This is a genomic window from Mesorhizobium sp. M0239 (assembly GCF_040321815.1).
In the GTDB taxonomy this organism is placed as follows: Bacteria; Pseudomonadota; Alphaproteobacteria; order Rhizobiales; family Rhizobiaceae; genus Mesorhizobium.
In genome coordinates this window covers 229865-242232 of record NZ_JAMYSG010000002.1, presented here as the reverse complement: position 1 = coordinate 242232, position 12368 = coordinate 229865, and the positions used below count along the sequence as shown (strand labels likewise).

General features: G+C 62.6%; 13 protein-coding genes. 7 read left to right on the top strand and 6 right to left on the bottom strand.

Going from position 1 to position 12368, the window contains the following annotated elements; translation table 11 throughout:
- The first annotated feature begins 134 nt into the window (after positions 1-134).
- The gene (locus tag NKI99_RS02820) at positions 135-737 is read left to right on the top strand and encodes an HD domain-containing protein (protein ID WP_352609637.1); all 603 of its coding nucleotides are present in this window, start codon (positions 135-137) and stop codon (positions 735-737) included.
- 33 nt (positions 738-770) lie between these two features.
- Here the strand turns inward: NKI99_RS02820 and NKI99_RS02815 are convergent, their stop codons facing one another.
- Genes NKI99_RS02815 through NKI99_RS02805 form a run of 3 tightly spaced genes read right to left on the bottom strand, consistent with a single transcriptional unit; the run spans position 771 to position 2719 of the window.
- Positions 771-1538 carry an alpha/beta fold hydrolase gene (locus NKI99_RS02815; protein ID WP_164780029.1) on the bottom strand — a complete coding sequence of 256 codons (768 nt, stop codon included), beginning with the start codon at positions 1536-1538 and terminating at the stop codon, positions 771-773.
- Positions 1539-1558: 20 nt separating this feature from the next.
- The gene (locus NKI99_RS02810; RefSeq protein ID WP_352609635.1) at positions 1559-2119 is read right to left on the bottom strand and encodes a DUF192 domain-containing protein; all 561 of its coding nucleotides are present in this window, start codon (positions 2117-2119) and stop codon (positions 1559-1561) included.
- A 24-nt stretch (positions 2120-2143) separates the two neighbouring features.
- Positions 2144-2719 carry a cold-shock protein gene (locus NKI99_RS02805; protein WP_352609724.1) on the bottom strand — a complete coding sequence of 192 codons (576 nt, stop codon included), beginning with the start codon at positions 2717-2719 and terminating at the stop codon, positions 2144-2146.
- A gap of 238 nt (positions 2720-2957) precedes the next feature.
- On the opposite strand from NKI99_RS02805, the gene gloA reads away from it, so the two are divergent.
- Both gloA and NKI99_RS02795 read left to right on the top strand, forming a co-directional pair.
- Positions 2958-3398 carry a lactoylglutathione lyase gene (gene gloA / locus NKI99_RS02800; RefSeq protein WP_127332092.1) on the top strand — a complete coding sequence of 147 codons (441 nt, stop codon included), beginning with the start codon at positions 2958-2960 and terminating at the stop codon, positions 3396-3398.
- A gap of 147 nt (positions 3399-3545) precedes the next feature.
- The gene (locus NKI99_RS02795) at positions 3546-3839 is read left to right on the top strand and encodes a DUF2218 domain-containing protein (RefSeq protein ID WP_127415469.1); all 294 of its coding nucleotides are present in this window, start codon (positions 3546-3548) and stop codon (positions 3837-3839) included.
- Between the two features lie 8 nt (positions 3840-3847).
- Here the strand turns inward: NKI99_RS02795 and NKI99_RS02790 are convergent, their stop codons facing one another.
- Together NKI99_RS02790 and ilvA are read right to left on the bottom strand one after the other, a co-directional pair.
- Positions 3848-4408 (bottom strand): DUF1697 domain-containing protein, encoded by a 561-nt coding sequence (locus NKI99_RS02790; protein WP_352609721.1) that lies wholly within the window; start codon positions 4406-4408, stop codon positions 3848-3850.
- 14 nt (positions 4409-4422) lie between these two features.
- On the bottom strand, positions 4423-5679 hold the full coding sequence (ilvA, locus tag NKI99_RS02785) for a threonine ammonia-lyase IlvA (RefSeq protein ID WP_352609634.1): 1257 nt from the start codon (positions 5677-5679) through the stop codon (positions 4423-4425).
- A gap of 465 nt (positions 5680-6144) precedes the next feature.
- Here ilvA and NKI99_RS02780 point away from each other — a divergent pair, with 465 nt between their 5' ends.
- Positions 6145-7218, top strand: a complete 1074-nt coding sequence (locus NKI99_RS02780) for an alpha/beta hydrolase (RefSeq protein WP_352609631.1) — start codon at positions 6145-6147, stop codon at positions 7216-7218.
- Positions 7219-7361: 143 nt separating this feature from the next.
- Positions 7362-8525 (top strand): alpha/beta hydrolase, encoded by a 1164-nt coding sequence (locus NKI99_RS02775; protein WP_352609630.1) that lies wholly within the window; start codon positions 7362-7364, stop codon positions 8523-8525.
- 161 nt (positions 8526-8686) lie between these two features.
- On the opposite strand, the gene ade is transcribed toward NKI99_RS02775, so the two are convergent.
- Positions 8687-10495, bottom strand: coding sequence for an adenine deaminase (gene ade, locus NKI99_RS02770; RefSeq protein ID WP_352609629.1), 1809 nt, complete (start codon positions 10493-10495; stop codon positions 8687-8689).
- A 148-nt stretch (positions 10496-10643) separates the two neighbouring features.
- Here ade and NKI99_RS02765 point away from each other — a divergent pair, with 148 nt between their 5' ends.
- Both NKI99_RS02765 and NKI99_RS02760 read left to right on the top strand, forming a co-directional pair.
- Positions 10644-11495 carry an alpha/beta fold hydrolase gene (locus NKI99_RS02765; protein ID WP_352439914.1) on the top strand — a complete coding sequence of 284 codons (852 nt, stop codon included), beginning with the start codon at positions 10644-10646 and terminating at the stop codon, positions 11493-11495.
- Positions 11496-11588: 93 nt separating this feature from the next.
- Positions 11589-12254: an outer membrane protein gene (locus NKI99_RS02760; RefSeq protein ID WP_352439913.1), complete on the top strand. Its 666-nt coding sequence runs from the start codon at positions 11589-11591 to the stop codon at positions 12252-12254.
- The last annotated feature ends 114 nt before the right edge of the window (positions 12255-12368 follow it).

Here is a 12368-nt window from a genome sequence, read left to right as displayed (position 1 = left end):
TGCGTCCTGCCTGGCTTGCCTGTAGTGCTTGCCTGTTGCCTGGCCGCACATATAAGCCAGATCATAGCACGATTGAACTCAATTTTCCTTAGTGCTTTGTCAAATGGATTTGGTTCGCGGGAATTCAAGCAGCCATGGAAAACGAACCCTTGATCGACGACGCGCTGAAAAGCGAGCTTTCGGCTCTCTACCGGGCGCCAGGCCGCCACTATCACAACCTTTCCCATATCGAGGCAATGCTGGCGCTCGCTGGCGACTGTCGAGAATTGCTCGGCGACCCCGAGGCGATCGAAGCGGCGATCTGGTTCCACGATGCCATCTACGACAGCAAGGCCAAGGACAATGAGGCGCAAAGTGCGGCCCTTGCCGAGAAAGAGCTGGCGGGCCGCGCGGATCCTTCACGTCTCGACCGCATCTCGGCAATGATCGTCGCCACCGCCACGCACCAGGTGCCGCCGTTCGACGACGCGGCGGCCACACGGGACGCAAGTCTTTTTCTGGATATGGACCTGTCGATCCTGGGAGCCGCGCCGGACGGCTTCGACGCCTATGAGCGCGCCGTGCGGCGCGAGTATCACTGGGTGGAGGAGCCGATGTGGCGAGCCGGACGCAGTGCGGTGCTGAAGAATTTCCTCGCCCGCCCACACATTTTCCACACCGAGGAATTCCGGCAACGCTTTGAACGGCAGGCCCGGGAAAACATGGCGCGGTCGCTGGCGGCTCTCACCACAGGCTGAGGGCAGTCACGTCCCGCGTCCCTCGCCGTCCGCTCAGAGCGGATTCTCGGCATAGAACTCCAGCACGCGCTGCTTGAAGGTCTTGTCCCCGACGGCCAGCATATGATCCCGGCCCTCGATGTGAAAGGCGCTGGCGTTCGGCATCAACGCTGCAAGCTCGTCGGGCGAGCCGCCAATGTCGTCGGTGGTTCCGACGGCGACAAGCGTCGGCTGGGCGATGCGCGCGATATCCTGCTCGCTCAGCAATTCGCGCGATTTGGCGATGCAAGCGGCCAAGGCACGGCGATCGCTGCGGGTCTGGTCGGCGAAGGCGCGAAACGACCGGCCGCGCGGATGGGTAGTCGCGGCTGGATCTTCGGCAAGCAGGGCGGCGGCGATCGGATCCCAATCGCCGACACCGTCGACCATGCCGATGCCGAGACCGCCGAAGACCAGCGTCGCCACCTTGTCCGGATCGGACAGCGCCATGAACGCCGCGATGCGGGCGCCCATCGAATAACCCATGACATGGGCGCGCTCGATGCCGAGATGGCCGAGCAAGGCAGCGGCATCGGAAGCCATCTTGACCGGCGTGTAGTCGGCCTCCTCATAGCTCTTCGACGACGAGCCGTGGCCGCGATTGTCGAAGGCGATGGCGCGGTAACCGGCATCGTTCAGCGTCTTGAACCAGCCGGGCGATACCCAGTTGACATAATGGCTCGAGGCGAAGCCATGGATCATCAGCACCGGATCGCCCTCGCCCGATGCCGGCTGGCGGTCGAGGAAGGCAAGCTCGAAGCCGTCATGGGTGAAAGACTGCATCTGCGATCCCGCCTGTGTGCTCAACCGCCACCGCCATTTGGCGCATCGCCATTGTCGGCTGGTGGCATGCCGGGGCCGGATACCGTGCCCACGGCCGGATGGCGCAAAAGGTCGCCATACTCGATGCCGTTCCTGGCGGCAGTGCCGGCCTTGAGCTCGAGCACGAAGCGCACCGGTACGCCGGGCGAAATGACGGCGTCCGATTGCGGCTCGCCGTGCTTGACCGCCCGGATCTTGCCATCCTGGCCGACGAAAATCAGATCAAGCGACATTGGCGTGTTGTGCATCCAGAAGCCAACCTGCTGCTGAACCTCGAAGACGAACAGCATGCCGTGGTTGTCCGCCATGTCCTGGCGATACATCAAACCGGCTTCGCGCTCCGCGGCGGTGTCGGCGACTTCGATGGAAAAAGAGCGATCACCGCCTTTCGTCACCACGACCAATGGCGCCGGATCGGCCGGAAGGATCATCGCCCGGCTGTCCGCAGAGGTCGGCTTTTCGGAATAGAAGTAACCACCGGCGGCGGCGATGAAGGCAATCGCGCACATCGCGCCCGCGGTCAGCCAGTTCCTGTAAGCCATTCGAGATCCTCGGCCGGAAACGCCTTAATGCGAGACCGGCAAGGTCCCCATATCGGGGTGAATTTCGGCGGCCATAAGGCCTTTGTCGCCGCGCCCGAAACGAACCAGCACGACCTGCCCCGGCCGAAGCTCGGTGATACCGTAACGGCGCAAGGTCTCCATATGGACGAAGATGTCCTCGGTACCCTCGCCGCGGGTGAGAAAACCAAACCCTTTGGTGCGGTTGAACCATTTCACCAAGGCGCGTTCGAGACCGCTCTCCGGCGTCACCGCGACATGGGTGCGCTGCTCCTGCATCTCGGCCGGATGGACCGCGGTGGTGAGGTCCATGGAGAGCACCCGGAAGGCCTGCAATCCGCGGTCGCCATGTTTGACAAGGCAGACCACGCGCGCGCCCTCCAGGGCCGTCTGAAAGCCGTCCCTTCGAAGACATGTCACATGGAGGAGGATGTCGCCCGAAATGCCGTCATCCGGGAGGATGAAACCATAGCCCTTGGCCACATCGAACCACTTGATGGCGCCGGCAATTTCTCGCAGGTCGGCGGCGTCGCCGCCTTCGTCACGCTGCGGGGCGTCGCCAAGGGGTCCGTCCCGCCCCATGAAAGAGGCCTTTTCCCCCATAAGAATGCCCCCTCTTTTCAAGAACACCGCAACTGATTCTTGCCAACAGATTAACACTGCGGCTTCCGGTCTGTGCAAGACCTGCCGTGCCTTTTTTCACGGTTCATTTGGGCAATACCGGATTTGTTCTTTGCCGGCATTGCGCACCGCCGCACGATTGCCCTTTGACAGGGCCGACCCTATGTTGCGCCGCAACGCAATTTATCGAGGAAATCACATGCGCTATCTGCACACCATGATCCGCGTCACCGACGTCGATGCCTCGCTCGACTTCTACTGCAACAAGCTCGGCCTCAAGGAAGTGCGCCGCTACGAAAACGAGCAGGGCCGCTTCACGCTGATCTTCCTCGCAGCCTCGGAAGACGAGCAAAGCGGCATCGCCGACAAGGCACCGCTGGTCGAACTGACCTACAATTGGGATCCCGAAGACTACAAGGGCGGGCGCAATTTCGGCCACCTCGCCTATGAGGTCGACGATATCTACGCCACCTGCCAGCACCTGATGGACAATGGCGTCATCATCAACCGGCCGCCGCGCGACGGCAACATGGCCTTCGTCAAGTCGCCGGACGGCATCTCGATCGAGCTTCTGCAGAAAGGCCCGGCCAAGGCCAAGGCGGAGCCTTGGGCTTCGATGGCGAACACCGGAAGCTGGTAGCCGATCACGCTGTCTTGAGCGGACAATACCAGGCTGATGAGCCCGGTACCGTTTGGTTTTTCAGGGGCGGCGCCTATCTGTCCGGCTGAGGCGCCAGGCTTGGGCCGGTGCCCCGGCCACACAACAGGCGCTTGCCCAGGAGAATCCATGCCGACCAGCCATGCCGACGTCGCCACCGAACATGCCAGCCGCTACCTGCAGCAGCTGTGCAAGCACTGGGCGCATAAATTCCCGGTCGAGTTCGATCCCACCCACGGCACCATCGATCTCTCAATGGGCCGTACCGTCATGGATGCCGATGCGGCGACACTGCATATCACGGTGTCGACCGACGAAGCAGGATCGATCGAGCGCCTGGAAAGCGTTGTCGCCGATCACATCAAGCGCTTTGCTTTCCGCGAAGAGCTGACCTTCGACTGGAAACCCGCTCCGGCAGCTTAGGCGGCGACTTACTTCCCACCGGCCTGAGCAGCCATCTCCAGCAGCGCCTGCACCGAGCGCCAGTTGCGTGCGGTACCCGGCACTTTCAGCGTGCGCGGGATCAGCCCGGCAAACACCGATTTGCCCAGCCCGTCCGGTGCGTGCAAGTAGAGCACATCGCCCTTGATCTCGAAGCGTTCGGGGCCGGTGCACTTTTCGGTCAGCCGCGCCACCTCGTCCGCTGTCGGCTCGCGCTCCAGCACATAGGCGTGCAGCTTGGTATGGTCCCCGGCAACTTCCGGGTAAGGGTTTTCGTTCACCAGCCGCTCGAACCACGAGAGATCACGCACCATGATGCGCGAATAAAAACCCCATTTCTTCTCGAAGGCTGCTTCGATCTGTTTCGTCAACGTGACCGCTTCGCCCTCTTTCGCCCGGAACACGGCATTGCCGCTCTGCACATAGGTGGCGACATCGGAGAAGCCGAGCCCCTCGAAGAACGACCGCAGCTCCGCCATCTTGACGATGCGATTGCCGCCGACATTGATGCCGGAAAACAGCGCGACGAAGATTTTTCCCGGATCAATCATTTGATCCCGATCGCTCATATGATGAACCCGGCCAGTGTCTCGTTGTCGGTGATGTCCTGATACTGGACGCCCTCGGCCTCGAACTTCGCCTTGAGCAGATCGAAATTGCGGCGGTCCCTGGTTTCGATGCCGATCAGCACCGAACCGAAATTGCGCGCCGATTTCTTCAGATATTCGAAACGGGCGATGTCGTCGTCGGGCCCGAGCAGTTCGAGGAAGTCTCGCAGCGCGCCGGGCCGCTGCGGAAAGCGGATGATGAAGTATTTCTTCAGCCCCTCGAAGCGCAACGCCCGTTCCTTGACGTCCGGCAGCCGCTCGAAATCGAAATTGCCGCCCGAAACCACGGCGACGATGGTCTTGCCCCTGATCTCCTTCTTGGAGAAATCCTTGAGCCCATCGATCGCCAGCGCGCCGGCCGGCTCCAGCACGACGCCTTCGACGTTGAGCATTTCGATCATGGTGGCGCAGAGCCGGTTTTCCGGGATCAGCCGCACCGTGTCGGCCGGAAAATCCTTGAGATGACGCAACGGCTCGCGGCCGATCTCGGCCACCGCGGCGCCATCGACGAAATTGTCGACCTTGGCGAGCTTGAGCCGTTTCCCCGCCGCGAGGCTCTCGCGCAGGCTCGGCGCGCCGGCCGGTTCGCAGAAGACGAACCGTGCTTGCCTGCCCTGATCGGCGAAATAATGGGTAACGCCCGCGGCAAGTCCGCCACCGCCGACCGGCAGCATGACGATATCGGGCATGCGGGCGCCCGGCATCTGGTCTGCGATCTCGTAGGCGACGGTTGCCTGGCCCTCGATAATGTCCTTGTGATCGAAGGGTGGCACCATATGGGCGCCGGAACTGTCGGTGAATTCCAGGGCCGCGCGATAGCAGTCGTCGAAGAAATCGCCGACCAGTCTGATCTCGATGAAATCGCCGCCGAACAGCCTGGTCTTGTCGATCTTCTGCTGCGGCGTCGTCACCGGCATGAACACAACGCCTCGCCTGCCGAAATGGCGGCAGACGAAAGCAAAACCCTGCGCGTGGTTGCCGGCCGACGCGCAGACGAACAGTTCAGCCTCGTTGCCGGCCGCCAGTGTCTTGCGGAAGAAATTGAAGGCGCCGCGGATCTTGTAGGAGCGGACCGGCGACAGATCCTCGCGCTTCAACAGCACCCGCGCACCGGTCTTTTTCGACAGATAATCGTTTTCCTGCAGCGGCGTTTCAGGGAAGATCTGGCGGATCGCGGCGGCAGCGGCAGCAACACGGGAAGAGAAACTGTTCATCGGAAACCACCCTTGGGAAAGCCGCCTTGCGTTGCACGCTGTCCGCGGACCTCTATCATTGATCGGGTCGCGCACGTCGGTTGTTGAGCGCCCGGACAAGGTGCGGCGCGAGCCCGCGTATTGCATATCCGGCTACGCGGCGCCATCGTCCATCATGTGCGTCCTTCCGGGCGGAAATTTTGCGGAATACTTTCAGCTACTTGCGGGTGCATTCTAATGCCCCCTCGCACCGGGCGGCTTGAAATCGCTATCTCTGCGGGAATTGGAAGGCCGGCGGCGACGGCGCTTATTGCGCGGATCACGCAGGCGTTTTCCGCCATTTTGGCTTTCGCGCAACACTGCGATGCCCGCAGCGGGGCGCCGATCACATTTCGACTGGACATGACTTAGTTCTGCCGCACTCTGCCTGTCCGGGAGGTATCGTGAGGATAGACAGGCCTTTCGGCCGGAGTTGGAAATTCAGGCGTGCCTTTGAAGAAGATTTTTACCGTTGTCCTGGCCTTGTTCGTCTCCGGCTGCGCCGGCCAGCAAACACAGGAATTGCTGGGCAGCGCCATGGTGTCCGCGCCGGTGACGGAGATTGCCGGCAACCACTCGATCTTCATCGCCACGACGCGCAAGAAATCCGACGATCCCAACAAGGTTTTCGACGGCGAACGCTCGGCGACGCTGAACTATGCCCGCGTCAACGTCACCGTTCCGGGGCTTCACAAGACCGGCCAGATCGAGCGCCGCTCGCGCGGCAAGTCGGACGACCCGGCCAAATATTTCATGGCTTCCGAGGTCGTCGGCTACGACACGCAGCCGAAATTCTCCAGCGCGCTCAACGCCGACATCGCGGCGCGTGGCGGCCGCGTCATGGTCTTCGTGCATGGCTACAACACCGGCTTCGATGCCGCCGTCTATCGCCTGACCCAGATCGTCCATGATTCCGGCTATCCCGGCACGCCCGTGCTGTTTTCCTGGGCATCGGGCGCCAGGACCACCGACTACGTCTATGACAAGGAAAGCGCCAGCGCTGCCCGCGACCAGTTGGAGGTGACGCTCAGGATGCTGGAGCAGTCCGGCGCGCGGCGCATCGACATCGTCGCGCATTCGCTCGGAACCTGGGTCACCATGGAAACGCTGCGGCAGATGGCCATCACCGGCGACCGCGATCTCGGCGGCAAGCTCGGCGACGTGGTGCTGGCCTCGCCCGACATCGATGTCGACGTGTTCAAGAGCCAGATGCGGCGCTATGGCAAGCCCGACAAGCCGTTCATCCTGCTGTTGTCGGACGACGACCGCGCGCTGCGGCTCTCCGGCCTGATCGCCGGATCCCGGCCGCGCGTCGGCGACTACAAGGATGCCGCCGATCTCGCCTCCTATGGCGTGACGGTCGTCGACCTGTCCAAGGTCAAGGGATCGGACAGCTTCAACCATACGAAGTTCGCCGACAATCCGACGCTGGTGAAGATGATCGGCCAGCGGCTGCGCGAGGATGACGGCTTTGCCAGCGACCGTGACGTGACCGATCGTATCGGCCTGCTTGGACAATAGATGCGGTCCCGCGGTTTTCGCCGTGCCTGTTCACCACTGCGGATGTATCGATTCACTTTGAACTGGACCGCGCCGGTCTCCGGCCTTATCGGAATAGCCAGCGACGTCATGCGTTTGACGTCCCCCTTTGCGGGAGCCGGCGTATGACCATGCGTTCGAAGAGTTATCTCGTCGTTGCATTGACGCTCGCTGTCACCGGCTGCGCCGGCGGGAAAACGCACGACCTGCTCAACAGGACGACGGTCTCGGTGCCCGCTTCCGACATCGCGGCCACGCATGAAATCTTCGTCGCCACTACCCGCCAGAGGGCAACCAAGGATCCGCGACAGGTGTACGATGGCGATCGCTCGCTGACCACCAGCTTTGCCCGTGTCGACGTCACCGTCCCGAAAAACCATCAGGTCGGCGCCATCGAGCGGGCCAAGGGATCCGCGAACAGCAATCCGGCCAAGGATTTCACCGCCAAGGACGTCACCTTCTATGAAAGCGCGCCGCAATTCGCCAAGGCGGTCGGCGCCGACATTTCCATGCGCGGCGACCGTGCGCTGGTTTTCGTGCACGGCTTCAACAACGGTTTTGACGACGGCATCTACCGGCTGACGCAGATCGCCCACGACACGAAATATCCCGGCACGCCGGTGCTGTTCTCGTGGGCTTCGAGCGGCAAGACCACGGGTTACATATACGACAAAGAAAGCGCCAACGCAGCGCGCGACGACCTCGAGGCGACGCTCAGGATGCTGGCCAAGACCAAGGTCAAGAGCATCGACATCATCGCCCATTCGATGGGGACCTGGGTGACCATGGAGGCTCTGCGCCAGCTTGCCATCACCGGCGATCGAGATCTCGACGACAAACTCGGCTACGTCATCCTGGCCTCGCCCGACATCGATGTCGACGTGTTCAAGAAACAGATGATCCGTTACGGCAAACCCGACAAGCCATTCGCCATCCTGCTCTCGGCGGATGACCGGGCTCTCAAGCTGTCCTCCCTGATCTCAGGCGATAAGCCGCGCGTCGGCGATTACGGCGATGCGGCCGACCTCGCCAGCTATGGCGTGTCGGTGGTCGACCTTTCCCAGGCCAAGGGCGGTGACCGCCTCAACCACGCCAAATTCGCCGACAACCCGATGCTGGTGCAACTGCTCGGCGACCGGCTGCGGGCGCCTGCCGGTCTTGCCTCGGACGAGCCCGTCCCGACTCAGCTCAACAATCTCGGCCAGGGCCTCGGAAAGGCCGTCGGCTCGGTCGCCGAGATCGTCATCACCACGCCGTTCAAGGTGCTCACGATCGCCACCGGCGGGTGAGCCAGCGGGCGACATTGGCCCTAGGATTGTTGAGATTCGGGTCAGGCCGAGCCGAAAGTGGTGGTTTTCGAGAACCGGAGCGGAGCGTACTTAAGTACGTGAGCACCGGAAGCGCAGAAAATCGCTACTTGCAGGCCGGCATGGCCTGAATATCAACAATCCTAGACGAACAGATCGACCTTCTGGAATGTCGTCACGTCGATCAGGCCGACATCGGAAATCCTGAGTTCGGGAATGACGACCAGCGCCAGCAGCGAGTGCTGCATGTAGGCGTTGTTCAGCGAACAGCCCATCTTGCGCATCGCCTCGGTGAGCTTCTCCGCCTTGGCCGCGACGATCTCGGCCCGCTCGTCCGACATCAGGCCGGCGATCGGCATTTCGACCAGCGCCAATTCCTTGCCCTTGGAGAACAGCACGACGCCGCCGCCGACCTCGCCCAGGCGGTTTACCGCCAGCGCCATGTCCTGCTTGTTGGTGCCGACGCAGATGATGTGATGGGCGTCATGCGCGACGCTGGACGCCATGGCGCAGTCGCCCATATAGCCGAAGCCGGAAACGAAGGCGTTGGTGACGCCGCCCGTGCCCCGGTGGCGCTCGACCAGCGCGATCTGGCAGATGTCGTTGCGGCGGTCCATGGCGACCAGCCCGTCCTCGACCGCCAGATCGGCCTCCAGCGCGCGCGTCGGCGCCTGGTTCTCGATGACGCCGATGACGCGCACCCGCACCTCGTTGGCGCCTTTGGGAGCAACGATATCGAAGTCGCCGCCCTTCAGCTTCTTGCCAAGCTTGACGGTGTTCTTCGCCGTCTTCGGGTAATCATAGGCCGGAATATCGATTTCGAGCTTGCCGCCCTTGGCCAGCCTGACGCCGCGTGCATAGACCTCGTCGATGGTCATTGCGGCGAGATCCGAGACGATCAGCAGGTCGGCCAGCCGGCCCGGCGCGATCGAACCGATCTCGCGCTCCAGTCTGAAATGCTGGGCGGTGTTGAGCGTCGCCATCTGGATCGCCGTCACCGGCTTCAAGCCTTGGCTGATGGCGTGGCGCACCACGCGGTCCATATGGCCTTCCTGGACCAGCGTGCCGGAATGGCTGTCGTCGGTGCACAGGATGAAATTGCGCGGGTCGATGCCGCTCTCCGTCACCGCCTTGATCTGCGAGGCGACGTCGTACCAGGCCGAGCCCAGCCGCAGCATCGCCTTCATGCCTTGGCGCACCCGGGCAATGGCGTCCTCGGCGCGTGTGCCCTCATGGTCGTCCTCGGGGCCGCCGGCGACATAGCCATGGAACGGCAGGCCGAGATCGCGCGAGGCATAGTGGCCGCCGACCGTCTTGCCTGCATGAACCGTCGCCGCGATCTCGCCCGACATGACAGGATCATTGGCGGCGACACCGGGAAAATTCATCACTTCGCCCAGGCCGATAATGTTTTCCCAGGTCATCGCCTCCTCGACATCGGCGACCGTCAGCTCGGCGCCGGCATGTTCCAGCCCCGGCGCCGAAGGCACGCAGGACGGCATCTGCACATGCACGTTGATGGGCATGGCGACCGCTTCGTCATGCATCAGCCGCACGCCGGGCAGACCCAGAACATTGGCGATCTCGTGCGGGTCGATGAACATCGAGGTGGTGCCGTGCGGAATGACGGCACGGCAGAACTCGGTCACCGTCACCATGCCGCTTTCGACATGCATGTGCGCGTCGCAGAGACCGGGCACCAGATAGCGCCCGCCGGCGTCGACCACCGTGGTGCCCTGCCCGATGGCATGGCTGGCATTGGGCCCGCAATAAGCGAAGCGCCCGCCGGCAATGGCGATGTCGGTGCCGGCGATGATCTCGCCCGAATGGACGTTCACCCAGCGGCCGTTGCGCACGACCAGGTCAGCGGGCTTCCGCCCCATGGCGACATCGACCAGATGTGTCGCCATCTCGGTCCACGGTCTGGGTTTTGTGGGCGTTGCTTTCGTCATTGGCGATTCCTCGGTTACGGCCAGTCTCGCAAATGTCGGCGGGCGCCGCCAGAGCCGTCGGTCCGACACGCCGCGCAGGCCGGGCTTGTTGACTAATCCGGCTGGAAGGCGATGCTGACCGCGGACCGAACCATATGAGGGAAAAAACATGACCCGTTTTTGGAAAGTGTTCGCCATCGTCATCTTGTTCGCCGCCTCGAGCGCTTTTGCCGCCGCCGAGGAACGTTGGCAGACCTTGCCGGAGCCTGCGGCCATGCCCAAACCCGATCAGAGCGGATATGCGCCGGTGAACGGCATCCAGATGTACTACGCCGTTTTCGGCGCGGGCGACCCGGTGCTCCTCATTCACGGCGGCCTCGGCCACGCCGACATCTGGGCCAGCCAGGTGGCCACGCTTTCCAAGACGCACAAGGTGATCGTCGCCGACAGCCGTGGCCACGGCCGCTCCACCCGCACCGAGCAGCCCTATGGCTATGACTTGATGGCGTCGGACTATCTGGCGCTGCTCGATTACCTGAAGATCGACAAGATCGCGCTCGTCGGCTGGAGCGACGGCGGCATCATCGGTATCGACATCGCGCTGCATCATCCGGAGCGGCTGACAAGGCTGTTTGCGCAAGCCGCCAACGTAACCACCGACGGCGTCGATCCGGGCGTGATGACCAACAAGACCTTTGCCGCCTACATCGACCGCTCCGGCCGCGACTACAAGAAGATGTCGAAAACACCGGACCAGTATGACGCCTTCGTGGCGCAGATGAGCCATATGTGGGAGACCGAGCCGGCGTGGACCAAGGAGCAGCTCGCTGAGATAACCACGCCGACGGCGATCGTTGCCGGCGACCATGACGAAGCGATCAAGCGCGAACACACCGAATATATCGCCTCCGCCATCCCGGGCGCGAAGCTGATTATCCTGCCCAACGCCAGTCATTTCGCCATGCTGCAAGCGCCGGATGAATATAACCAGGCTGTGCTGGACTTCATCGACGACAAATAGAGGATTCTGTGCGGCGACAGGGGGATTGCGATTGCGGCGAATGCGGTTATCCTTCTGGCGAGGATCTTTCTGAATCGTCATTTGGGGAGTTCGATGCGTCGACTGATAGTCGCAAGTGCCGGTTTTCTCGCCGTTCTGGCCGTGCCGGCTTTTGCAGCCGACCCAACGGTCGACGTGCCTATGACCGCGCCCGGCTTCGACTGGACCGGCTACTACGCTGGTCTGCAGGCCGGCTATGGCTGGGGCCAATCCGATATATCGGTGACAGAAGGCGCGCCGTTTTCCATCGCGCCCGACATTGACGGCGGTTTTGTCGGCGGCCATGTCGCAGGCCTGTTGCAGTTCAACCAGGCGGTGCTCGGCGCCGAGGCGGACCTCAACTATTCCTCGGTCGGCGGCACGACGGTATCGGCGCTGGGAAGCACATTCGGCACCGACATCAAGTGGTTCGGGTCGGTCAACGCCAAGGCCGGCTACGCCATGGATCGCCTGCTGGTCTACGGCATTGGCGGCGTCGCCTTTGCCGGCATCGAAACATCGCAAGTCGCGGGTCCGGCGTTCGCCAGCACGCGCACGAATGTCGGCTGGACCGTGGGTGCCGGCGTCGACTACGCGTTGACCGACAAGTTCGTCGTCGGCGCACAGTATCGCTACTATGATTTCGGCTCCGAGCACTACGACGTGGCGGAACCCTTCAACGATCGCGATCAGAACGTGAAGCTCAACACGGTAGGCATCAATTTGAGCTACAAGTTCTGAGCAGGGCCACAATCGCGACGCTGCCGGACCAGGCAACCACTCAAAGGCTCTTTCATGGAAGGGTGGCCGACGCTCCCAGTGGGCGGGGGGAATGGGTTGGGCCTGAGAGGCGCC

Coding starts and splice junctions, on each gene's coding strand:
- NKI99_RS02795 (WP_127415469.1), top strand. CDS start 3,546: ATGCCGACCAGCCATGCCGACGTCGCCACCGAACATGCCAGCCGCTAC.
- ilvA (WP_352609634.1), bottom strand. CDS start 5,679: ATGAACAGTTTCTCTTCCCGTGTTGCTGCCGCTGCCGCCGCGATCCGC.
- gloA (WP_127332092.1), top strand. CDS start 2,958: ATGCGCTATCTGCACACCATGATCCGCGTCACCGACGTCGATGCCTCG.
- NKI99_RS02805 (WP_352609724.1), bottom strand. CDS start 2,719: ATGGGGCGGGACGGACCCCTTGGCGACGCCCCGCAGCGTGACGAAGGC.
- NKI99_RS02815 (WP_164780029.1), bottom strand. CDS start 1,538: ATGCAGTCTTTCACCCATGACGGCTTCGAGCTTGCCTTCCTCGACCGC.
- NKI99_RS02810 (WP_352609635.1), bottom strand. CDS start 2,119: ATGGCTTACAGGAACTGGCTGACCGCGGGCGCGATGTGCGCGATTGCC.
- NKI99_RS02820 (WP_352609637.1), top strand. CDS start 135: ATGGAAAACGAACCCTTGATCGACGACGCGCTGAAAAGCGAGCTTTCG.
- NKI99_RS02775 (WP_352609630.1), top strand. CDS start 7,362: ATGACCATGCGTTCGAAGAGTTATCTCGTCGTTGCATTGACGCTCGCT.
- NKI99_RS02765 (WP_352439914.1), top strand. CDS start 10,644: ATGACCCGTTTTTGGAAAGTGTTCGCCATCGTCATCTTGTTCGCCGCC.
- NKI99_RS02760 (WP_352439913.1), top strand. CDS start 11,589: ATGCGTCGACTGATAGTCGCAAGTGCCGGTTTTCTCGCCGTTCTGGCC.
- ade (WP_352609629.1), bottom strand. CDS start 10,495: ATGACGAAAGCAACGCCCACAAAACCCAGACCGTGGACCGAGATGGCG.
- NKI99_RS02790 (WP_352609721.1), bottom strand. CDS start 4,408: ATGATTGATCCGGGAAAAATCTTCGTCGCGCTGTTTTCCGGCATCAAT.